The following is a 21,871-nucleotide window of genomic DNA, read 5'->3' as shown; positions in this document are numbered from 1 at the left end:
GGGGTCAGTCGCCCTCGTCCTTCTCCTCCGCCGTGCGCAGGCTCTCCCGGATCTCCTCGAGCCGCCGTGCGACGAGGTAGAACAGGGTTCCCTGCGGGTAGTTCCCCTCCGGGTCCGGCTCCCCGGCCGCCATCCCGGTGAGGAGCTCGATCCCCTCGTCGGCCGTGTCGCAGGCCCACACGTGGAACCGGGCCTCGGCCACCGCCTGCACCACCTCTTCGGGGAGCATGAGGTCGTCCACGTTGCCGCGGGGGATGATCACCCCCTGGTCCCCGGTGAGGCCGAGCTCCTTGCACACGAGGTAGTGGCCCTCGATCTTCTCGTTGACCCCGCCGATCGGTTGCAGACGCCCCTTCTGATCGATGGCCCCGGTCACGGCGATCCCCTGCTTGAGGGGAACGCCGGCGAGTGCGGAGAGGAGGGCATAGAGCTCGGCGGCGGACGCGGAGTCCCCCTCGACCCCGGTGTACGACTGTTCCAGGGCCAGGCTGGCCGCCAGGGAGAGGGGTTTCTGCCGGGCGAACTTGGCCCCCAGGTACCCCTTGAGGATCATGACCCCCTTCGTGTGCAGCTTCCCCCCCAGCTCCGCCTCCCGCTCGATGTCCACCACCCCATCTTTTCCGGTGAACACGTTGGCCGTGATCCGGCTCGGCTTGCCGAACGCCATCTCCCCGAGGTCGATCACGGCCAAGCTGTTCACCTGCCCCACCGTCGCCCCGTGCACGTCCACCATGAGCTTCCCGCGGGCGATCCACTCCCGTACCTTCTCCGCGATCAGGGAGTGGCGGGAGCGCCCCTTGTTGATGGCCACCCGCACGTGCTCCCCGTCCACCACCGCGGCCCCGGCCTCGCGGGCCCAAAAGCTCGCCTCCTTCACGAGGAACGCGAGGGAGGCGAACCGGGTGGCCAGCTTCTTCTGGTCTCCGGCGAGCTCGGCCGCGTACTCCACCACCCGGGCCACCCCGGACGGGGCGAACGGGAGGACGGACGGGTCCTCGTCCCGCCGCGCCCGGATGAACCGGGCCACGGCGAGGGGGGCGTCCTCGGTCCACGGCATCTCCGTGTCGAAGTCGGCCCGGATGGTAAAAAGCTTCCGGAAGTCCTCGTCGTAGGAGTGCAGGAGGTGGTAGAGGTACGGGGAGCCGATGACGATCACCTTCACGTCCAGGGGCACTGGCTCCGGCCTGAGGCCCTCGGTGGAGGCGAACCCGAGCATCTGGGCCGGGTCCTCGATCCGGATCTCCCCGGTCTTGAGCGCGATCTTCAGCGCCTCCCAGCTCAGCGAGAACCGGAGGAGGTTGGTCGCCGACAGCACCAGATACCCGCCGCTCGCCCGGTGCAGGGACCCGGCGCGGATCTGGGTGAAATCGGTGGTCACCACCCCGAACTGGACCTTCCGTTCCACCGTGCCGACCAGGTTCGTGTACGTGGCGTTCTCCTCCACCACCACCGGTGCCCCTTCCGTCCCGGAGCGATCCACGATCACGTTCACCCGGTACCGGTGGAACCGATCCATCCCTTCCAGCATGGGCACCGGCAAGGGGGGCTTCTTATTGGCGGCCTGAAGCTGTTCCACGTTCTCCACGATGTCCGCCTGGACCTCCGAGAGGAACGTCTGCACCCGATCCAGATCCGCGTACTTCGCGCGGAGCTGGGCGAACCGAGGCTCGATGAGGAACTGCACCGCCTGTTTGGTCAGGTGCCGCTGGGCCTCCTGCCACGCCTCCTCGAGCTGCCCGAGCCTCTGGAACGTGTCGCGCACCAGCTCCTGTAGCTCCTCCTGGCGGCGGAGGATCGCCGCCCGTTCCTCAGCGGGCAGGGACTCGTACTCCTCCTGGGAGTAGGGGGCACCGTCGGGCTTGAGGGGGATGGTGTTGATGCCCACTGGGGTCCGTTGAACGGTGAACCCCAGCGCCGCCGCCCGCGCCTCGAGGTCGTGGAAGATCCCGTCCCGCTCAGCGGCAAAGCGCTCCCGTTCCTTCTTGGCCCGGGCCTTGAACTCCTCTGACTCCAGCACCTTGGGGAGCTCCCGGGCCAGGAACTCCACGCACCGGTCCATGTCTGCCCTGAGCTCCCGGCCGCGCCCCGCCGGGAGGAGGAGGTACCGCGGGGCGTGCGGCACGTGGAAGTTGTGGACGTAGCAGATGTCCGGCGGGGTGGGTTGGTCGCGGGACACCTTGGCCAGGAAGTGGGTCACCGCCGACGTCTTGCCGAGCCCCGGCTCGCCGGACACGAAGATGTTGTAGCGATGGCGGGGATCCTTGATGCGCAGGCCGACGTACAACGCCTCCAGCGCCCGATCTTGGCCGATGATCCCCGACAGCGGTTCCAGCTCATCGGTGGTGGCGAACGAAAAAGAGCGGGGGTCACAAGCACGGCGGAGCCGATCCGGCGTCAGCACCTCGACCATGGCCCAGTATCATACCCAGGGATGAACAGGGTCGCCATTGTCGTGCTGGTTCTGGCCTGGACGGGGGCGATGTGGGCGATGCCGGTGGCCCCCCTGGTCACCCGCCCCGGGCAGCCCGCGTACGTGGACCTGGTTTTGGAGCTCATTGCCTCCGCCGAAGAGGAGATCCAGATCGCGCTCTCCGACATGCGGCTGTACGGGAACGGAGCTACCCTGCCCCTCTTGGACGCCCTCGTCGCCGCCGCCGGGCGCGGGGTCCGGGTGCGGGTGCTGGTCGAACGCCGGGAAGGGGAACCCTACCGGGAGCAGGAAGCGGCGGTCGCGTACCTCAGGGACAGGGGCGTGGAGGTGGCGGGGGATGACCCGGAGGTGACCCTGCACGCCAAGTTCCTGGTGGTGGACGGGCGGTGGGCGGTGATCGGGTCCACCCACTGGACGTGGTCGGCGTTGGAGCGGAGCGTCCAGGTGGACCTGGCCGTGGATTCGCCGGAATTGGCCGCCTTCCTCGCCGTGTTCTTCGATCTCCTTTGGGACGGGAGGTTGCGGGCCCGACCCCGGCTTTCGGAGCCGCCGTGGCCGGAGCCGGCGCTGGTGCCCTTGTTCGACCTTCCCGAGGGGAACCTGCACGCGTCGGTGATCCCCGAGCTCATCGCCCGGGCGGCCCGGCGAGTGGATGTGCTCCTGTACCGGCTCGTCTACTACCCCCAGTTCGCGGACAGCCCCGCGAACCGGATCGTGGACGCGTTGTGCGCCGCCGCCGCCCGTGGGGTCCAGGTCCGCGTCCTCCTCGAGGGCGGGGAGGATTTCCCCGACCTCGCCCAGGAGAACCGGCTCAGCGCAGCGTACCTCACCACGTGCGGGGCGGCGGTGCGGTTCGACCCGCCCGGGACCACCCTGCACGCCAAGTGCCTGATCGTGGACGAGCGGGACGTGATGGTGACCTCGGCCAACTGGTCGTACTACTCGCTCGCGCGCAACGTGGAGGCCGGCCTCGCCCTCCTCGGGGTCCCCGAGCTTGGCCGACCGCTAACCCTGATGTTCGAGGAGCTGTGGACGACGGGACGCCCTCTGCGCTAGAACGTCACCGTCCCTGCCACAGGAACCTCGACCCGCTCCACACGTCCATCACCGCTGGAGTAACCGGTGACCCATCCTGTGAACCGGGCTCTGGCGTCAAGTGACGGCGGGTACAGGAGGTACCGTATCGTCGCCTCCTCGCCAGGCTGCAGCTCCAAACTGGGCACAAGGATCTCAATCTGATTCTTCTCATTCACCTTGGCAAGGGCGCTTTCAGGTCCAGACGCGGTTGCCACCCAGCCCAGGGGTATGTCCTCCACAACCCCGGGACCGAGGAGACGGACCTTGGCCAGCACGGTGACCGTGATCTCCAAGGCTCCGTTCACCCACTGCACGGTCCGAACCGCGCCCAGGCGGGCGTCGGCCACCACCGCAATCTTGGCCTGATCGACGATCCTCCCACCTTGGACGACCTCGAGGCCGACTTCCCAGTACCCGGCGGGCACCGTCCACCGCACCCACGGCTGGTCGGTGGTCACATCCGGCCGGCCGTCGGCGCCCAGATCCCAACGGAACGTGGCCCCGGCAGGTGCCCCCACGGCCTGGAGGGTGATCTCCGCCCCAGGAGCGGGGATGAACGTCGATGGGACCACCGTTACCCCATTGGCCAAGCCAATTACGGTCATGCTTGCCAAACACGCTACGATCGCAGTTCTCATGATGCCTCCCGCGTGCGGAGCGGGCGGGGGCCGCAAGGCCCCCGCCCGCTCGATCCTTGAGGAAGACCAGCCCGCGCGTCCCCCTACCGGCCCTCGCACACCCCGGGCACCTGCCCCGGAAGAAGCTCGCAGATCGGGGTGCCGGTGAGCCACATGGCGATGATCTTCTTTATCGTCTCGTAGTCCACCACCCCCGGCGGGCAGGTCCGGGGCACAGGGGTGTCCTCCAGCCAGAACGCGATCGCCCGCTGGACCTGGGGGAACGTGATCTTGTCGGAGAGCGAGAGGTCGATGCCCTCGCGGGCCACGTCCCATCGGGAGATGGCCACGATCACCGACAAACAATCGGTGAGCTCGACCCGGCTCTGCCCAAGGACGTCCGCCTCTACGCAGGGCAGCCCAGTGTCCACGCGGCCCACCACCGTCTCCGCCGACAGCACCCGGCACGGATCCGGGGGCGTGGTCTCCACGGTGATGGTGGGGGGCACCTCCACCTGGTAGATGACGGTCTTGGTCTGGCCGGCGCGCAGGGTGCCGGTGAACACCCACTGGTCCACGCCCGGCTTGTAGAGAAAGCCATCGTTCTGGATCGGGGTGACCCGCCACCCCACGGGCAGGTCCTCGTCGAGGCCCACCCCATAGACGTCCTTGTCGGTGGTGATCTCCACTTTAACCGTGAACTTGTTGCCGATGGCGTTGCCCATGGAGTCGTAGAACCCGATCACCACGCCCTCGCAGGGGATGGGGGTGATGATGGTCCGCCGGGCCGTCACCTTGGCCGCGGGCATGCTCGGCAGCGGCTGGTCGACCGGGGTGCAGGAGGCGGCGTAGGCGGTGATGAGCTTCAACTGCTCCAGGTTGATCCGCTCCCCACACGTGGCCACCACCGGGCGATCGGTGCGCCACAGCTCCCCGGCCCGGATGAGCTGGGCATCGGTGATGGACTCCGCCAGACGCAGGTCGATCCGGTCCGGCTCCCCGGGGGCGGCGGCGGGCACGAGGTGGGCGATCGCGTCCAGCATCGGGAGACAATCGTTGACGATGAAGCAGGACTCGCCCAGCACCTCGACCACGATGTCCGGCACCTTGGCCTGGAACACGCCGGTGATGCAGAACTGCTGCGGCAGGCGAATCGAGGCGAGGAGCTCCACCTTGGGCACGGTGACGTCGTAGATGATGACCCGTTCGCTGCCGGCCTTGATCGTGTCCAGGAACACCCACTGCAGGGTGGGTCGCTTGAACACGGCGCCGGCGTTGGCCACCGGGGTGATCTCCCACCCCACCGGCGGGTCCTCGTCGAGGCCCGCGCCCACCAGGTCTTGATCGGTGTGGATGCGCACCTGGACGCGGAACGTGGTCCCGGGGAGGGCGGCGTTCGTGGAGATGGAGCGGGTGGCGGTGACGGTGATCGGGGACACGTACAGGGGGGCCGTGTAGGTCGCCTCCATCCCCGCGTTGTCCACGAGCAGGAGCCGGACGTTGTACGGGCCGCCGGCGGCATAGGTGTAGCGGACCACGGGCTCGGTGCTCACCAGATCCACCGTCCCGTCGCCGTTGAAGTCCCACCGGTACTCGACGATGCGGCCGTCCGGGTCGTAGCTTCCGGAGGCGTCGAACACCACCTCCTGGCGCGCCCGTGGGGCGGCTGGGGTGACGGTGAGCTTGGGCACCGGCGGTTGGTTCCGCAGACCGCGGATGGTGATGGGATCGGTGATGTTGAGCTCGGTCCGGGTGGGGGCGGCGATGTTCCCCGACAGGAACACGATGCGCTGGATGCCGGTGATCTGGGCCGGGGTCAGGGTGATCTCGAACTCCTCCCCGAGGGGCCCCAGCACGCCCCCGTCGGTGCGGGGCGACCCCCATTCCCAGGCCAGTTGCCCGCCGGCGATGTCGTAGCGGTCGGTGGGGTTGATGTTGGACGGGTCGTCCTGGACGATGAAGTCCGCCCCGAGCGGGACACCGCGGATGCCGAACTGGACCCTTCCCCCGGCACCGGCCACGGGCTTGTCGTGGATGATGAACAGGAAAAGCTGCCCGGTGGGCTCCCGGTACAGGAACATCACGGTGGCGCGGGACTCCGTGAGCGGGTTGGTGGACGAGAACTGCGTTTGGTCATAGCCATAGAACTCCCGGGCTCCCGTGGTGCCCGCGAGCGGCGGCACGGCGGCCTTGACCGTCCCCTGGGCCACCTCGAAGTACCCCTGACCGAGCAGGGGCAGGGCGACCCCGAGGACGATCAAGGTCCACAGGCTGATCTTCCTCACCATATCGACCTCCTTACTTATGGCAATCCCTTCCATCCAGGAAAGCAGTCTATCGCCAAACGGCGTCCTTCGTCTGTAACTTGAATCACCCCCCTTTGCATTTCCGGCCTACTTTCGGCTGGCTCATCCTACCCAAGGGGGGCACGACGACCCAGGAAAGAAGAGGCCACCCTACCCTCACTTTGTCTGGGGTGGGGGTGACCTAGATCACCTCGGCGGTGGCCTCGCGACCGCCGCGGCTAAAGGGAGAGGATGGCTGGGGTTTGCGCCTGGTGCGGATGTTCTGGGCCCGGATAGACCTTGAGCTTGCGCAGCATGCGCCGGCCCAGCGTGTTCTTGGGGAGCATCCTCCGCACCGCAAGCTTGATCGGAAGCTCCGGATGCCGCCTCTGAAGCTCACGGTACGGGGTGGCTTTCAGGTGGCCGATGTACCCAGAATGGCGGTAATGCATCTTCTGGTCCCACTTTCCCCCGGTCAACCGGACCTTGTCCGCGTTGATCACGATCACGTAGTCCCCCACGTCGAAGAACGGGGTGTAGGTGGGCTTATGCTTCCCTTGGAGGATGATGGCCAGCTTGGAGGCGAGCCGCCCGAGGGGCTGATCGGTGGCATCCACCACGTACCATTCGCGGCGGAACGTGATCCCGGCGTCTTCTTTTTTGGCCATGTACGTCTTCTGCATCGGTCCCTCCTCGTTAGATCAACGATTATAGAGGATCGGTGCCCCTCCTCAACCAGGCACCGCGGGCGCGATCCGGACGCGGAGGACACCCACGCCGTCCACGGCCACCTCCACCTCGTCCCCTGGCCGGAGCTCCCCCACCCCCTCCGGCGTCCCGGTGAGCACCACGTCCCCCGGGACGAGGGTCATGAACGAGCTTATGTACGCGAGGATGCGGGCCACCGGGAAGATCATGTCCGCGGTGTGCCCCTCCTGGCGGAGCTCCCCGTTCACATAGGTGCGGAGCCACACGTCCTCCGGGTCGAGATCGGTCGCGAGCCACGGCCCCAAGGGGAGGAACTTGTCGGCGGACTTGGCCCGTACCCACTGGAGGTCCTTCGCTTGCACGTCCCGGGCGGTGAGGTCGAGGGCACACGTGTAGCCCAACACGTGATCCAGCGCCGCCTCCTCCGGCACCTCCCGCATCGTCCGCCCGATCACCACCGCCAGCTCCCCCTCGTAGTGAAGGAGGTGGGTGAACGCCGGATACGGGATGGCCTCGTCCGGAGCGGCGAGGGCATTGGGGGCCTTGAGGAACAGGCCTGGTTCCTGGGGGAGGCTGTCGTGGCCCATCTCCCGGATGTGGCCGCGGAAGTTGCGGCCCACGCACACGATCTTGGTGGGGACCGCCGGAGGAAGGAGGCGGACCGCGCCCAAGCGGTGCATGCGCCCGGTAGGGGCTCCCCCCGGGCCGCGGGTGGCCCGGATCACCTCGCCCTCTAGGCTCCCCCACGTGCCGCGGTCGAACCGGACGATCCTCATCTCCCCACGTTCAACGTCTCCACCTCGTGCGGACCGACGCCGATCAGCGTCACCGGGACGCCCACGGCGTCCGCGATGAACGCGACGTAGCGCCGGGCGGCGGCGGGCAGGTCCTCGAACGACCGGGCCTTCCGCACGTCCCCTCGCCAGCCCGGGAGGGCCTCGTACACCGGCTCGGCACGGGCCAGTTCCCGGGCGGTGACGGGAAAGCGGTCGGTGCGGGCCCCGTCGATCCGGTAGGCCACGCAGACCCGCACCTCGGGGATCCCGGCGAGCACATCGAGCTTGGTCAGGGCGAGCTCGGTGAACCGGTTCACGCGGTGGGCGTAGCGGAGGGCGACGAGGTCCAGCCACCCGCAGCGGCGGGGGCGGCCGGTGGTGACGCCGAACTCGGACCCGCCCTCCCGCAGCCTCTCCCCGGCCGGGCCGTGGTCCTCGGTGGGGAACGGGCCCTCCCCGACCCGGGTCGTATAGGCCTTGGCCACCCCGATCACCCGTTCCACGCGATCGGTGTGGATCCCCGCCCCCCACCCGACCCCATGCACGGTGGTGCAGGACGAGGTCACGTAGGGGTAGGTGCCGAAGTCGAGGTCGAGGAGGGTCCCCTGCGCCCCCTCGAAGATCACCGTCTTCCCGGCGGCGAGCGCCTGCTCGATCGCGCCCTGGGCGTCGCCGATCCGGTCGGCGAACCGGTTCTGAAACCGAATGAGATCGCCCGCGATCGGGTCGGGGGCGAACCCGCCGACGCGGCAGGCGACGTCGTGAAGGTGTTCCCGCACGAGGTCCACGTCAGCGAGATCGGCCAGGCGCAGCCCCTGCCGGGCGGCGCGGTCCTGGTACGCCGGCCCCACCCCGCGGCGGGTCGTTCCCAGCCGGCCCGCGGTCCCCTCCTGCTCCTCGACGAGGCGATGGTGGGGGAGGATGAGGTGGGCCCGTTCCGAGAGCAGGAGGTCCGGTTCAGGGCGGCGTTGGGCGGCGAGCTCGGCGAGCTCCTGTTCTAGCGCCCACGGGTCGAGGGCCACCCCATGGGCGAGGACCCCCCGGCACCTGGGGCGCAGCGCCCCGGCCGGCACGAGGTGAAGCCGGACCGTGCCGTGGTCGTCCTCCACGGTGTGGCCGGCGTTGGGACCGCCGTTGAACCGCACGCACATGTCCGCGTCGCGGGCCAGGAAGTGCACCACCTTGCCCTTGGCCTCATCCCCCCACTGGGCCCCGATCACCGCGATCCCGGGCATGCTTACCCCCTGCGGACCCGCCGCAGCCACACCCGGCCGCAGCGCCCGTGGACGTCGAGCTCCGCCGTGTGGTCGGCACCGACGAGCTCCCCTTCGTTCAAGGACACCGCCAGCACCTCCTCCCGGATCCGCTCCGGGAACCGGAGGAAGATCGCAGCCAGGCCCCCCTGGTAGCCGACCTCAATCCGGTCCGTGACCTCGAACCCGGCCTCTTTTCGCAGGAGCTGGAGCTTATGGACGAGCTCGCGCAGGTCCCCTTCGGCCTTGAGCTCCTCGTCCAGGCGCAGGTCGAGGGCCACCCCCCCGTCCTGGTCCTGGAACACCACGAACCCGTCGTTGGGCACCCATTCCAGCTTCACGTCCTCCCGGCTTACGGTGACCGTCTGCCCATCCACCGTGACCTCGGCGTGGCCGCGCTCCGCGAGCGCGTCGGCCACGGCGCGGGCGCCGGTGGCGAGCGCCGCCGCCACCTTGGGCGCGAGGGGACCCAGCCGCGGCCCCAGGCGGCGGAAGTCCGGGGCCAGCTTCGGCCGCCAGAACGCATCCAGGTTTCCCACCACTTCCAGGTTGACCACGTTGAGCTCGTACCTGGCGAGGTTCCAAAGCTCCTCGGGGATCGCCTCGTCCCCGGCCCGGGCGAGCACGAACAGGGCCGGGAGCGGCTGGCGCACCTTGACCTTGGCCAGATGCCGCGCCCCAAGGCCGAGGGAGACCACGGCCCGCACCCGGGCCATCTGCCCTTCGAGCGCGCCCTCCCGCGGGCCGGGCTCGGGCCAGTCGGCGAGGTGCACCGACTCCGGGTCCCTGTCCGTGCGCAGGGACTGCCACATCGCCTCGGCGAGGAACGGGGTGAACGGGGCGAGGAGCAAGGCGAGCGTTTTGAGGGCCGCGTACAGGGTATGATACGCGCACCGCTTGTCCGGAGCGAGCCCCTCCCTCCAGAACCGGGGCCGGGACACGCGGATGTACCAGTTGGAGAGGTCGTCCACGAACCGGCCGAGCTCCCGGGTCGCTTCCAGCGGATCGTACTCCTCCAGGGCGGCGGTGACCGCGTCCACGGTCGCCGAAAGGCGCGACCGGAGCCAGCGGTCCACGGCCGGCCTCTCCACCCACGGCACATCCTCTACCTCCGGGGTGAACCCGTCGATCCCGGCGTAGAGGGCGAAGAAGTCGTGGCAGTTCCGCACCGTGTCCAGGAACCCGAACCGGCTCTTCCGCACCCCGTCCTCGGCGAGCCTCCGCTCCGTCCACGGCGCCGACTCCGAGGTCAGGTACCACCGGATCGCGTCCGCCCCGTGCTCCTCGGCGATGGGGAGGGGGTCGAGCACGTTCCCCCGGGACTTGCTCATCTTCTGGCCCCGCGCATCCAGGCCCATCCCGGTGACCAGCACGTGGCGGTAGGGGCTCTTGCCATGGAGGAGAACCCCGGTCACGAGCATCGTGTAGAACCAGCCCCGGGTCTGGTCAAGGGCCTCGCTGATGAAGTCCGCAGGATACGAGGCCCAAAACAGGTCCTCGTTCTCGAACGGGTAGTGCCACTGCGCGGTGTGCATGCTGCCCGAGTCGAACCACGTATCCAGGACGTACGGCACCCGCCGCATCGACCCGCCGCACGGGCACCGGAGCTCCACCCGGTCCACGTAGGGGCGGTGCAGCTCCACCGTCCGGGCGAGGTCCGGGTCGGCCGCGTGCTCCACCAGCTCGGCCCGTGAGCCGATGATCTTGACCGCGCCGCAGCGGGCGCAGGTCCACGCCGGCAGGGGGGTTCCCCAGAAGCGGTCACGGGACAGGGCCCAATCGCGCATCGACCGCAGGAAGTCGCCGAACCGGCTCTCCCCCACGTGCTCCGGGTGCCAGTGCACGCCCTCGCTCGCGGCGAGGATGGCGTCCTTGGCCTGGGTGGTGGCGATGAACCAGGAATCCACGGCGTAGTAGAGGAGGGGGGCCTCGCACCGCCAGCAGAACGGGTAGTCGTGCTCGTAGGTCTCCGCCCGGAACAGGCGGCCGCGGCCCTTAAGATCCTGGAGGATACGGGCGTCGGCGTCCTTGACGAACATCCCGGCGGCGAGCGGGAACTGGTCGGTGAACCGGCCGGTCCGGTCCACCGGCTGGAGGAACGGGAGCCCTTCCGCCTTCCCCAGCTCGTAGTCCTCCTCCCCGAACGCGGGGGCGATGTGGACGATCCCCGTCCCCTCGTCCATGGTCACGAACGACGCCCCGACCACCCGGTACGCCCCTTCCCCGCGGGCCCGCGGGTAGAGCGGCTCGTAACGGAGGCCCACGAGATCCCGGCCGAGGAGTTCCCGCACCACGTTCGTCTCGTCTCCGAGCACTGCGGCGAGGCGGGCGCGGGCGAGGACCAGGCGTTCCCCATGCCAAGCGACCTCAGCGTAGACTGCGTCCGGGTCCACGGCCAGGGCGACGTTGGCGGGCAGGGTCCAAGGGGTGGTGGTCCACACGAGGAGAGAAACCTCAGGATCGTCGATCAAGGGCATCCGTACGAACACGGAGGGGTCAGCGACCCGCCGGTAGCCCTGGGCCACCTCATGCGAGGAAAGCGAGGTCCCACACCGCGGGCAGTACGGCAGGATCTTGTACCCCTGGTAGAGGAGCCCTTGGTCGTGGATGGCTTTCAGCTCCCACCACAGGGTCTCGATGTAGTCGTCCTTGTAAGTGATGTACGGGTGATCAAGGTCGATCCAGAAGCCCATGCGTCGGATCATGGTCTCCCAATCGCCGATATACCGGTTCACCGAGGCTCGGCACCGCTCCACGAACCGCTCGATCCCGTACCGTTCGATCTCGGCCTTGGTGCCAATCCCCAGTTCCTTTTCCACCTCGAGCTCCACCGGGAGGCCGTGGCAGTCCCACCCCGCCTTCCGTTCCACGAGGTAGCCGCGCATGGTCTTGTACCGGGGGAACAGGTCCTTATACAGGCGCGGTAGGAGATGGCCGAAGTGGGGGCGCCCGTTGGCCGTGGGCGGGCCCTCGTAGAACACGAACTGCGGCCCATCCCGTCGCCCTTCAAGCGACCGCGCGAAGATCCGCCGCTCCTCCCAGAAGTCGAGCACCGCCCGCTCACGCCGCCCTGGATCCGCCTCAAGCTTGTTGAACCCCACCCATTCCTCCTTCAACCATCCCAAAACACAGGACAAGAGTGGACTGCTGCTTCTTTGTTGAACACCGGGAAAGACGTTGGAGTATGTTTATTCCTGCCCCTGGCGGGGCAGGATGGTGCGGCGGACTCGTCTCGGATCAGGCATCGCGGCCTCCGGGCGCATTATACCCGGCCTCCTCGCCGAGCACCCGGCCAAACGGGACATCCACATGACGCAGCGCCCTCCGCAGGTCGAACACGGCGTCCAGCTCCTCTCGGCTGAGCCGGGCCCGCACCTCCGGATCCTCGCGGGCCACCTCCCCGAGGTCCCGGCTTTCCCGTTCGGCCCGGGCGGAAAGGCGGGCCACGAGCTTGTGGGCCTCCCGCCGGGCCATCCCCTTCCGCACCAGGGCAAGGAGCAGCCCCTCGGAAAACGGAAGCCCCCGGGCCTCCGCCACGCGGGCCAGCATCCGGTCCGGGAACACCTTGAGCCCCCGCATGAGGCCCTCCGCACGGTCGAGCATGTAGTCCACGAGGGTGAAGCACTGGGGGAAGAGCACCCGCTCCACCGAGGAGTGGGACATGTCCCGCTCGTGCCACAGGGCGTTGTCCTCCAAGGCCGGGCCGAGGGCGGCCCGCACCAGGCGGGCAAGGCCGCTCAAACGCTCGGACAGGATGGGATTCCGCTTGTGGGGCATGGCCGAAGAGCCCTCCGGCCGGCCCTCCTCCACTTCCCCCACCTCCGACCGGGAGAGGTGGCGCACCTCGAGGGCGATCTTCTCCACGAGCGAGGCCGCGGAGGCGAGCGCGAACAGGACCTCGGCGTGGCGGTCCCGGGAAATGACCTGGGTGGCCACCGGGCACGGCCGAAGGCCCAAGCTTGTCAGGGCCCGCTCCTCGGCCTCCGGCGGGAAGTACGCGTAGGTCCCCACCGCCCCCGAGAGCTTGCCCACTGCGATCCCTTCCCGCGCCCGGCGGAGGCGGTCCTCGACGCGCCCGACCTCGTCGTGCCAGGCAAGGACCTTGAGCCCGAACGTGGTGGGCTCCGCCCACTGGCCGTGGGTCCGGCCGAGGATTGGGGCCTCCTGATACCGCTGGGCCAGCTCCCCCAGGGCCTCCCCAAGTCGGGAAGCCTTCCCGATCACGAGGTCCAACGCCTGGACCAAGGTCAGGGCGAGGGCGGTGTCCTTGACGTCAGACGAGGTCAGGCCGAAGTGGAGCCACCTCGCCTCCGGTCCGACCTCTTCCTCGAGGGCCCACAGGAAGGCCACGAGGTCGTGGCCCACCTCCTGTTCCAGGGCACGGATCCGATCGAGGTCGATCTCGGCTTTGGCCCGCACCGCCTGCGTGACCCCCGACGGGACATGGCCCAGTTCCTCCAGCGCCCCCAGGGCGGCGAGCTCCACGGAAAGCCACCCCTGGTACTGGGCGTCCATGGTCCACAGGTCCTTCATCGGCGGAAGCGCATACCGGGCGAACATCACGGGATTGAGCATAGATCTTTTCCCCCTTTGTTGCCAGCCTCTTCGCCACCGGTGGCCGGCCGTCGTCGCTATAATCCCGAGCGCTGAAAGGGGGATCATGACCGTAGAGAAAGCGCATGCCGAGCGGGCGGTGAACACGGTCCGGTTCCTGGCTGCGGACGCCATCGAGCACGCCAAGTCCGGGCACCCGGGGCTCCCCCTGGGGGCGGCCCCGATGGCCTACGTCCTGTGGACAGGCCACCTCAAGCACAACCCGCGCAACCCCACGTGGCCGGACCGGGACCGGTTCGTCCTCTCCGCCGGGCACGGGTCGGCCCTCCTCTATGCTCTCCTCCACCTCACCGGCTACGGCCTTTCGCTTGCGGAGATCCAGCGTTTCCGGAGGTGGGGGAGCAAGACCCCGGGGCATCCCGAGGCGGACCTTACCCCGGGGGTGGAGGTCACCACCGGCCCTCTCGGGCAGGGGCTGGCGATGGCGGTGGGGATGGCCATCGCCGAGGCCCACCTCGCGGCCACGTTCAACCGCCCCGGCTACCCGGTCGTCGACCATTTCACCTACGTCCTCGCCAGCGACGGCGACTTGATGGAAGGGGTGGCCGCCGAGGCCTGTGCCCTCGCCGGACACCTCTCCTTGGGGAAATTGATCGTCCTCTACGACCAAAACGGGATTTCCCTCGCCGGGTCTTGCGCGCTTGCGTTCACCGAGGACGTGCGCCTCAGGTTCGAGGCCTGCGGGTGGCACGTGCTGGAGGTCGCCGATGGCAACGACCTCGACGCCATCGACCGGGCGATCGCCGCGGCCAAGGCGGAGACGGTCTCCCCCTCCTTGATCTGCGTGCGCACCGTGCTCGGCTACGGCGCCCCCACGAAGCAGGGCACGTTCCACGCCCACGGCGCTCCCCTCGGGGAGGAGGAGCTGCGCGCGGCCAAACGGGCCTTGGGGTGGCCGGAGGAGCCGCCGTTCTTCATCCCAGAGGACGTGCGCGCCCACTTCCGCGAGGCGGTGGCCCGAGGCGAGCGGTGGGAGGGGACTTGGCGAGAGCTATTCCGTGGCTATGCCGCGGAGCACCCGGACCTGGCCGCCGAGTTCGAGCGCCGGATGCGGGGGGAGCTCCCGCCGGGGTGGGACGAGGATCTCCCCACGTTCCCCCCCGGGCCCAAGGGCCCATCCACGCGCAAGGCCTCCGAGGTCGTCCTCCAGGCGTTGGGATCACGGGTGCCTGAGCTCATCGGCGGTTCGGCCGATCTCAACCCGTCCACCCTGACCTGGCTCAAGGGACACGGGGACTTCCAGGCCCCGGACGGCCCCGGCGAGGTCCAGGGTGCGGTGGGGGGCGGGTGGAACTACGCCGGGCGCAACCTGCACTTCGGCGTGCGCGAGCACGCCATGGGCGCCATCGCCGTAGGGCTTGTCCGCCACGGCGGGATCCGCCCGTTCACCGGGACGTTCCTCGTGTTCTCCGACTACATGCGCCCCCCGATCCGGCTCGCCAGCCTCATGCACGCCCCGGCCGTGTTCGTGTTCACCCACGACTCGATTGGGCTCGGCGAGGACGGCCCTACCCATCAGCCGATCGAGCAGCTCATGAACCTGCGCTCTGTCCCCAACCTCGTCGTGATCCGTCCCGCAGACGCGACCGAGACCGTGGAGGCGTGGAAGGCGGCCCTGCGCCGCGATGATGGCCCCACCGCCCTCATCCTCACCCGCCAGGACCTGCCGGTGCTCGACCGCAACCGGTATACGGGGGCGGACGGGCTCCACCGGGGGGGGTACGTGCTGTGGGAATCGGGTCCGGAGGTCCCGGATCTGATCCTCATCGCCACCGGGTCCGAGGTCCACCTGGCCCTCGCCGCTGGGGAGGAACTCGCCGCCGACGGGATCCGGGTCCGGGTGGTGGCCCTCCCAAGCTGGGAGCTCTTTGACCGACAGCCTCAGGGGTACCGGGATGCCGTGCTCCCGCCCGGGGTGCGGGCACGGGTGGCGGTGGAGGCCGGGATGAAGCTCGGCTGGGAGCACTACGTGGGCCTGGATGGAGAGGTGGTGGGGCTTTCGCGCTTCGGAGCGAGCGCCCCAGGGCCAGTGGTGATGGAGAAGTTCGGCATCACCGCTCGCGCGGTGGTGGCCGCGGCCAGGCGCGTCCTCTCGCCGAGTTGTCGGCCCGGACAGAAGGGACTAACATCCACCGTGGGTCCGTAGCTCAGGGGTAGAGCAGCCGGCTCATAACCGGTTGGTCGCAGGTTCAAACCCTGCCGGGCCCATAGCTTCACCCCGCGCAATCTGACGGTTGCGCGGGGACCCCTATGGGGGATGTTCGGAGATGAAAAAGATCTTCGTGAACGTGGACGGGAGCTCCCGAGGCAACCCGGGTGAGTCCTCGATCGGGGTCCTCATCACCGACGACCGTGGCCACGTCCTCGAGCAGGTGTCCAAACTCATCGGTCGCACCACCAACAACGCCGCCGAGTACAAGGCCCTCATCGAGGGGATCCGCCTCGCCATCCGCCTTGCCCCGGACGAGGCCGTGTTCCTCACCGACAACCAGCTCGTGGCCAACCAGGTCAACGGCTTCTACCAGGTGCGGGAACCGAACCTTCAATACCTGAACCAGGTGGCCTTGGACCTCCTCGCCCAGCTGCCCCGGTGGCGGGTCAACTTCGTGGAACGAGATGTCAACCACGCCGCCCACCGCTTGGCGGAGGCTGCGTTCCGGGAGCGGAACCGCCTGGAACGGGAGCGAAACCAGCTTTTCCGGGATATCGAGGCCTACCTCCAGGACCTCCCCCTGGACGATCTCCACAAGGTCCTCGCGTACCTGCGCAGCCTGCATGCCCCAGGGATGTAGCCCCGATGCGCATCGTCCTCCAGCGGGTCAAGGAGGCGTTCGTCCGCGTGGACGGGCGGGAAGTGGCCCGCATCGGCCATGGCCTCCTCCTCTTGGTGGGACTCGCCAAAGGGGACGGCGAGGAGGAAGCCCGGTTCTGGGCCGGGAAGATCCCGCGGCTCCGCGTGTTCCCTGACGACGCCGGCCGCATGAACCGCTCGCTCCTTGACGTGAGGGGCGAGGTCTTGTGCGTGTCCCAGTTCACCCTGTACGGGGACGTGACCCACGGCCTTCGCCCAAGCTTCGACCAGGCGGCCCCGGGGCCGGAGGCCGCGGCCCTGTACAACCGGTTCGTGGCCCTGCTGCGTGAGCAGGGGATTCCCGTTCAGACCGGCGTGTTCGGGGCGAAGATGGAGGTGGGGCTGGTCAACGACGGGCCGGTGACCTTGATCTTGGCGCGTTCCCCGGCACAATAGGTGGCCGAGAAGGAGGTCCTCATGGCAGCAGTTCCGAAGTCACGCCGCTCTCATCGGGAAGTGAGGCTTCGCCGCACCCACTGGCGGGCGCACATGGTGCCCGGGGTGGAGTGCCCGCAGTGCCGTGAGTTTCGGCTTCCCCATCGGGTTTGCCCTCACTGCGGCTACTACAACGGGATGTCGGTGGTGGCCGTCAAGGAGAAGGGGTAACCCTCCGGGACCGAGGGCGTTCGCCGCGACCCGAGTTCCCAGCAATCCCCGCCGGAGCCAGGTTGTTCACCGCCCAACCCGCTGAGGGCGCAGCCCTTGTGAGCTCCCCGCGGTGCTAGGGTGAGGCTCGTCAAGACACGGGCCGCCCCTCCACAAGGAGGATGGGCATGGTCAGGAACACCAGCACCGCCCCGCACAGGAACGTGGCCGGGAACCCGATGAACTCGGCGAGATACCCGCCGGCTAAGGCCCCTAGCACGTTCCCCAGCCCGGCGATCGCGTTGTACAGGCCCAGCCCCTGCCCTTGAAGCCCTTGTGGGGACAGCCGCGACACCAGGGCCGTGGCCGCGAGCTGGAAGAACGACCACGTCGTCCCGGCCAACCCAAACAGGATGGGCAACATCCACTTCGCCGTCGTTCCCCCGACCACGGCGAACCCGATGAAGATCCCGGTCCGTCCGAGCAGCGCCAGCGCCGCCGCCGGGCGGTGACCCCATTTGGTCACGGCCCGCCGCGCCAACCCGAACGCGAGCACGCTCACCCCATGGTGGGCCACGTACAGGGCGAACACGAGCTCGCTCGGCCACCCGAGAGCCTGTCGTACGAAGATGGGGAACGGGACGAACGCCGTGGCGAACCCCACGAACGCGAGCAAGGCCCCGTAGTAGCACAACACGAGCTCCGGCCCGAACGCGGTCCGGCCTTGTAGGAACCGCAGGAGCTGGCTTGGCCGGAGGACGTCCTGGAGATGGGTGGGCCCATAGCGGAACCGCTCGTACAGGAAATTCCCCACCGCCACCACCAAGTGCCGGAGCGAACGGGCCTCCACCCGCTGCGACGGCTCCCGGAGCTCCCGGGCGGCCATCGCCGCCGCCGCAGCGGCGAGCACGGCCACCACCAGCCCCAGCGAGCGGAGCCCCCACCCCTCCCCCACCAGCCGCACCAACACCGACGTCCACGCCGCGCCGATGGCCAATCCCAACGTCCACCCCACCCCGGAGTACACGTTGAACCGTCCGATCTCCCGCTCCCAGTCCGCCCGGGGGAAGTTCCCAAGGAGGATGAGGACGGACACGGTGGCGCTGGCTGTCCACACCAGGGAGACCCCAGCGTTGAGGAGGATGAGCTGGGGCACCCGCAGGAGGAACGGCAGGGCGAGGTAGGCCAAGGACAACCCGGCGAAGCTCAGGAGCACGAACAGCCGACGGCGGGCGGTGACGTCGGCCAGCCGCCCCCAGAGGAGGCTGCCGATCACGTTCACCATGCTTGCCGCCGCGGACATCGCCCCCACGTCGGCGGCGGTGCCCCCAAGGTGGTACGCATAGAGCGGCAGAAGCGGCGACGCCGCCCCCATGGCGGCGTTGACCACGAGGAACGCCCAGTACCACTTCGGCGCCTTCATGCCCCGATCACCGCCGCGCTCTCCCGGAGCCCGGCCTGGTCCGGGATCTCCAGGACGGCGCATCCCGTATACCCATGGTCGGAGAGCGCAGTCAGGGCCTCCGCGTAGGGGGCGTCGCCATGTCCCAGGGGCAGGTGCTCGTCCCCCTGGCCGTGGTTGTCGTGAAGGTGGACGTGGATCAGGCGGTTCCCGAGGGCGGCGACGAACGCCCGGGGATCCCCGCCCACGGTGTGGAGGTGCCCGAAATCCAGGCACGCCCCGAGCTCCGGGAACGGTGCGAGCGCCCGCACATGCTCCTCCGGGGTGAGGATGAGGTCCCGATCCCGGCCCTGCTGCTTGTTTTCCAGGGCCATCCGCACCCCGCGGCGACCGGCGTGGGGGACGAGGAGGGCCAGGGCAAACATGAACCTTCGCCACGCCCGCTCGTACTCCCCATCCAGGGCGGCGTAATCCTCGGGGATCCCGCCGGGGTGGACCACCACCAGGCCTGCCCCGAGGTCGGCTGCCAGATCCACCGTGGCCACGGCCTCGGCGAGGGAGGCGGCGGCGAGGGATCGGATCGGGCTCACCAGGTTGACCCCGTAGATGGGCATGTGGACGGTGAGCCACAGGCCGGCATCGCGGGCCGCCTCCCGCAGGCGCCGTCGGTCCACAGGCCCAAGGTCGTCGGCGTGGGCCATGCCGGGGTCGGCGCGCAGCTCCACCCCGCCCAGGCCGAGGTCGGAGGCCAGGGCGAGCCACCGCCAGAGGTCCATCCCGGGGAGAAGGAAGGTGGAGAGAGCAAGGCGCTTGCGGTCCATGTCAGTCCATGCGGATTCCGCCGTTGACGGATACCGTCTCCCCAGTGATGTAGCCTGCCTCGTCCGAGCACAGGAAGGCGATCACCGCCGCGATCTCCTCCGGTTCGGCCGGCCGCCGCAGGGGGATCTGGGCCCGGATCTCCTCCCCCCGCGTGGCGAGGGCCTCCCGATTGATCTCGGTGGCCACGAACCCCGGACAAACCGCGTTCACCGTGATCCCGAGCGGAGCCAACGCCAGCGCCAGGGACTTGGTGAGGCCGAGGAGCCCTGCCTTGGCCGCGGCGTAGTGCACGCCGTGGGCAGCCCCGGTGAGGGCGCGGAGCGAGGACACGTTGACGATGCGCCCGAACCCGGCCTCGTTCATGTACGGCACGGCCGCCCGGGCGCACACGAACGCGGCGCTTAACCCCACGCGCAGCATCCTGTCCCAGTCCTCGATCGAGAGCTCATCCCAGGGCACCCGCTGCACGTAGCCCGCGTTGTTCACGAGCACGTGGAGCTCGCCCAGGGCCTCCGCCGCCTCGTGGACCACAGCCCGGGCCCGCTCGAGGTCGGCGAGGTCCGCCTGCAGGACCACCGCCCGCGGCCCCAACCGCTGCGCCGCCGCCGCCACTTTCTCGGCCTCGGTGCGCTGGGTGCGGTAGGTCAGGGCCACGTCGTACCCCATCGCTGCCAGCTTCGCCACCGTGGCCGCGCCGATGCCCCGTGAACCCCCGGTCACAAGCGCGCAACGCTTCACCTTATCCCCCTGATTCGTTCAGGTCCCGAACAGTCGGTCCCCAGCGTCTCCCAACCCAGGGCGGATGTACCCGTGTTCGTCAAGCTGACGATCGAGCGCCGCGGCGTAGATGGGGACGTCGGGATGGGCCTCTCGCATCGCCCGCAGCCCCTCCGGCGCGGCCACCAGGCACAGGAACCGCACGTCCTTCGCCCCCCGGTCCTTGACCAACTTCACGGCGTGCGCCGCCGACCCCCCGGTGGCCAGCATCGGGTCCACCACGATCACCAGGGCATCGGCCAGGTTCGGGGGCAGCTTCACGAAGTACTCCACCGGCTGGAGGGTGCACGGATCGCGGTAAAGCCCGATGTGCCCGACGCGGGCGCTCGGGATCAGGGACAATACCCCGTCCAGCATCACGATCCCGGCCCGCAGGATGGGCACCAGCACCACCGGCTGGGCCAGCTCCACCCCGCGCGTCTCCTCCAGCGGGGTCGTCACCTCCACCTCCCGCACCGGGAAGTCGCGGGTGATCTCGTACACCATGAGCGAGGTAAGTTCCTCGAGGATGAGCCTGAACTGCAGCCGATCCGTATGCCGGTCCCGCAGCTTGGTCAGTTTGGCCTGGATCAACGGGTGCTGCACGAGAACGAACGTACCCATACGTTCCGAAGGGTAACCAGCGCCGGCCCCGGCGCAACCTTAGATGAGGGAGAGGTAGCTGTGCTTCTCGCCCAACAGGCGATCCAGGTGGACCTGCCACAGCTTGAGCGTTTTGTACAGGGAAGCCACGAGCCAGCGCCGGACCTCGTCCCGGGGTCCAAGGAACGTGTAGACCCGGACCTCGAACCCGCCGTGGGGCGGGAGCTCCTGGAGCCAGTGGGCCAGGGCGTCGGCGATCCCCCGGAGGAGGGCAAGGCGGGTCGGGTCGAGCTCAGGGGCATGGCGCAGGGCGTCCAGGCACACGTGAACCGGTACCACCTCGCCCCGGCCGATCCCCTGGGCGAGGCGTTCCAGGTTCGCCAACACGTTGAAACAGCAGGCGTGGCGCAGGAGCACCGCCAGCGGGGCGTCGTCCCCGTCTACCAAGGCCCGGGTCATGGGGGATCGGGCCCGCTCTGCCCAGCGCTCCAGGACCTCGTCCAACGCCGCTCGGCCATGGCCCACCGCCAACGCCGCCTCCCCCATCGCCTGGGCGGCCTCGGCGTGCTCCGGGGTATGGGGGCCGAGCCAGCCTCCTACCGCGCTGGCCATCCGGCCGTTCCCCTCCGCCCGTGCCCAGCGGACGAGGGCGCTCCCGATCCCCTCCAGCTGCTCATGGACGCTCAACGGGATATCGCCGCACCCGCCGAACCGGGAGCACACCCGGGCCGTGCCGATCATGGCCATGACCTGCTCCAGGCCGTCGAGAAACCGGTGGGAACAGGGCTCAAACCCCCAGCGCGGCATCAGGTCCCGCACCAGGATTGCCCATCGAGGGAGCTTGATCTCGTCGATGAGGCTGTTCAAGTAGAGGATCTCCTCGTCGAATGCCTCCCGGCCGTCGATGCCCGGGGCTTCCCACCACTCGGCGATCCGCTTCTCGGAGACCTTCACCCCATCCCCCACCGAAGAGCCCACCACGAACAACCGGTCAGCGTGGCAATACCCGTAAGCGCTGCATCCGCAAGCCGGACAACCCCGGCGCGCCATTCTAGCGCCCGGGCAGGCGGGGGACAAAACGAGCGGATGCG

The 21,871-nt window shown here is 69.1% G+C and carries 18 protein-coding genes and 1 tRNA gene; 6 read left to right on the top strand and 13 right to left on the bottom strand.

What is annotated here, in order from left to right; all coding sequences use genetic code 11:
• Positions 1 to 4 precede the first annotated feature (4 nt).
• The gene (locus tag NUV94_00720; GenBank protein MCR4391318.1) at positions 5 to 2,410 is read right to left on the bottom strand and encodes an AAA family ATPase; all 2,406 of its coding nucleotides are present in this window, start codon (positions 2,408 to 2,410) and stop codon (positions 5 to 7) included.
• 21 nt (positions 2,411 to 2,431) lie between these two features.
• Here NUV94_00720 and NUV94_00715 point away from each other — a divergent pair, with 21 nt between their 5' ends.
• The gene (locus NUV94_00715) at positions 2,432 to 3,487 is read left to right on the top strand and encodes a phospholipase D-like domain-containing protein (GenBank protein ID MCR4391317.1); all 1,056 of its coding nucleotides are present in this window, start codon (positions 2,432 to 2,434) and stop codon (positions 3,485 to 3,487) included.
• On the opposite strand, the gene NUV94_00710 is transcribed toward NUV94_00715, so the two are convergent.
• The 7 genes from NUV94_00710 to purB form a co-directional block, all read right to left on the bottom strand.
• Positions 3,484 to 4,113 carry a hypothetical protein gene (locus NUV94_00710; protein MCR4391316.1) on the bottom strand — a complete coding sequence of 210 codons (630 nt, stop codon included), beginning with the start codon at positions 4,111 to 4,113 and terminating at the stop codon, positions 3,484 to 3,486. The two genes, NUV94_00715 and NUV94_00710, sit on opposite strands and share 4 nt — an antisense overlap.
• Before the next feature lie 116 nt (positions 4,114 to 4,229).
• Complete coding sequence (locus tag NUV94_00705; GenBank protein MCR4391315.1) at positions 4,230 to 6,413, bottom strand: PKD domain-containing protein; 2,184 nt, start codon at positions 6,411 to 6,413, stop codon at positions 4,230 to 4,232.
• Between the two features lie 236 nt (positions 6,414 to 6,649).
• A complete protein-coding gene (gene rplM, locus NUV94_00700) occupies positions 6,650 to 7,093 on the bottom strand; it encodes a 50S ribosomal protein L13 (GenBank protein ID MCR4391314.1) in 444 nt (147 codons plus the stop codon).
• Positions 7,094 to 7,141: 48 nt separating this feature from the next.
• Positions 7,142 to 7,894 (bottom strand): fumarylacetoacetate hydrolase family protein, encoded by a 753-nt coding sequence (locus NUV94_00695; protein ID MCR4391313.1) that lies wholly within the window; start codon positions 7,892 to 7,894, stop codon positions 7,142 to 7,144.
• Positions 7,891 to 9,129, bottom strand: a complete 1,239-nt coding sequence (locus NUV94_00690) for an adenylosuccinate synthase (protein MCR4391312.1) — start codon at positions 9,127 to 9,129, stop codon at positions 7,891 to 7,893. Before NUV94_00690 ends, NUV94_00695 begins: the two co-directional genes overlap by 4 nt.
• Positions 9,130 to 9,131: 2 nt before the next feature.
• Entirely contained in the window at positions 9,132 to 12,248 is a 3,117-nt protein-coding gene (gene ileS, locus NUV94_00685; protein ID MCR4391311.1) for an isoleucine--tRNA ligase, read from the bottom strand.
• Between the two features lie 136 nt (positions 12,249 to 12,384).
• Positions 12,385 to 13,722 (bottom strand): adenylosuccinate lyase, encoded by a 1,338-nt coding sequence (gene purB / locus NUV94_00680; GenBank protein MCR4391310.1) that lies wholly within the window; start codon positions 13,720 to 13,722, stop codon positions 12,385 to 12,387.
• Between the two features lie 85 nt (positions 13,723 to 13,807).
• On the opposite strand from purB, the gene tkt reads away from it, so the two are divergent.
• The 5 genes from tkt (at position 13,808) to rpmF (ending at position 17,218) form a co-directional block, all read left to right on the top strand.
• On the top strand, positions 13,808 to 15,907 hold the full coding sequence (gene tkt, locus NUV94_00675; protein MCR4391309.1) for a transketolase: 2,100 nt from the start codon (positions 13,808 to 13,810) through the stop codon (positions 15,905 to 15,907).
• Positions 15,898 to 15,969: transfer RNA gene (locus NUV94_00670), tRNA-Ile, on the top strand. The genes tkt and NUV94_00670 overlap by 10 nt, the downstream gene beginning before the upstream one ends.
• A 59-nt stretch (positions 15,970 to 16,028) precedes the next feature.
• Positions 16,029 to 16,553, top strand: a complete 525-nt coding sequence (locus NUV94_00665; GenBank protein ID MCR4391308.1) for a ribonuclease HI family protein — start codon at positions 16,029 to 16,031, stop codon at positions 16,551 to 16,553.
• A 5-nt stretch (positions 16,554 to 16,558) separates the two neighbouring features.
• Positions 16,559 to 17,008 (top strand): D-aminoacyl-tRNA deacylase, encoded by a 450-nt coding sequence (gene dtd, locus NUV94_00660; protein ID MCR4391307.1) that lies wholly within the window; start codon positions 16,559 to 16,561, stop codon positions 17,006 to 17,008.
• 21 nt (positions 17,009 to 17,029) lie between these two features.
• Positions 17,030 to 17,218, top strand: coding sequence for a 50S ribosomal protein L32 (gene rpmF / locus NUV94_00655; GenBank protein ID MCR4391306.1), 189 nt, complete (start codon positions 17,030 to 17,032; stop codon positions 17,216 to 17,218).
• A gap of 130 nt (positions 17,219 to 17,348) precedes the next feature.
• On the opposite strand, the gene NUV94_00650 is transcribed toward rpmF, so the two are convergent.
• The 5 genes from NUV94_00650 to NUV94_00630 are packed head-to-tail and all read right to left on the bottom strand — an operon-like array spanning position 17,349 to position 21,767.
• Entirely contained in the window at positions 17,349 to 18,620 is a 1,272-nt protein-coding gene (locus tag NUV94_00650; protein ID MCR4391305.1) for an MFS transporter, read from the bottom strand.
• Positions 18,617 to 19,420, bottom strand: coding sequence for a sugar phosphate isomerase/epimerase (locus tag NUV94_00645; protein MCR4391304.1), 804 nt, complete (start codon positions 19,418 to 19,420; stop codon positions 18,617 to 18,619). Before NUV94_00645 ends, NUV94_00650 begins: the two co-directional genes overlap by 4 nt.
• A 1-nt stretch (position 19,421) precedes the next feature.
• Positions 19,422 to 20,159: an SDR family oxidoreductase gene (locus NUV94_00640; protein MCR4391303.1), complete on the bottom strand. Its 738-nt coding sequence runs from the start codon at positions 20,157 to 20,159 to the stop codon at positions 19,422 to 19,424.
• Positions 20,160 to 20,177: 18 nt separating this feature from the next.
• A complete protein-coding gene (gene upp / locus NUV94_00635; GenBank protein ID MCR4391302.1) occupies positions 20,178 to 20,801 on the bottom strand; it encodes a uracil phosphoribosyltransferase in 624 nt (207 codons plus the stop codon).
• 39 nt (positions 20,802 to 20,840) lie between these two features.
• On the bottom strand, positions 20,841 to 21,767 hold the full coding sequence (locus NUV94_00630) for a hypothetical protein (protein ID MCR4391301.1): 927 nt from the start codon (positions 21,765 to 21,767) through the stop codon (positions 20,841 to 20,843).
• Positions 21,768 to 21,871 lie beyond the last annotated feature (104 nt).

The sequence above is a fragment of the Candidatus Acetothermia bacterium genome (genome assembly GCA_024653305.1).
Taxonomy (GTDB): domain Bacteria; phylum Bipolaricaulota; class Bipolaricaulia; order Bipolaricaulales; family Bipolaricaulaceae; genus JACIWI01.
Note: the sequence above shows the minus strand (reverse complement) of the source record. Positions and strands in the feature narration are given on the sequence as shown.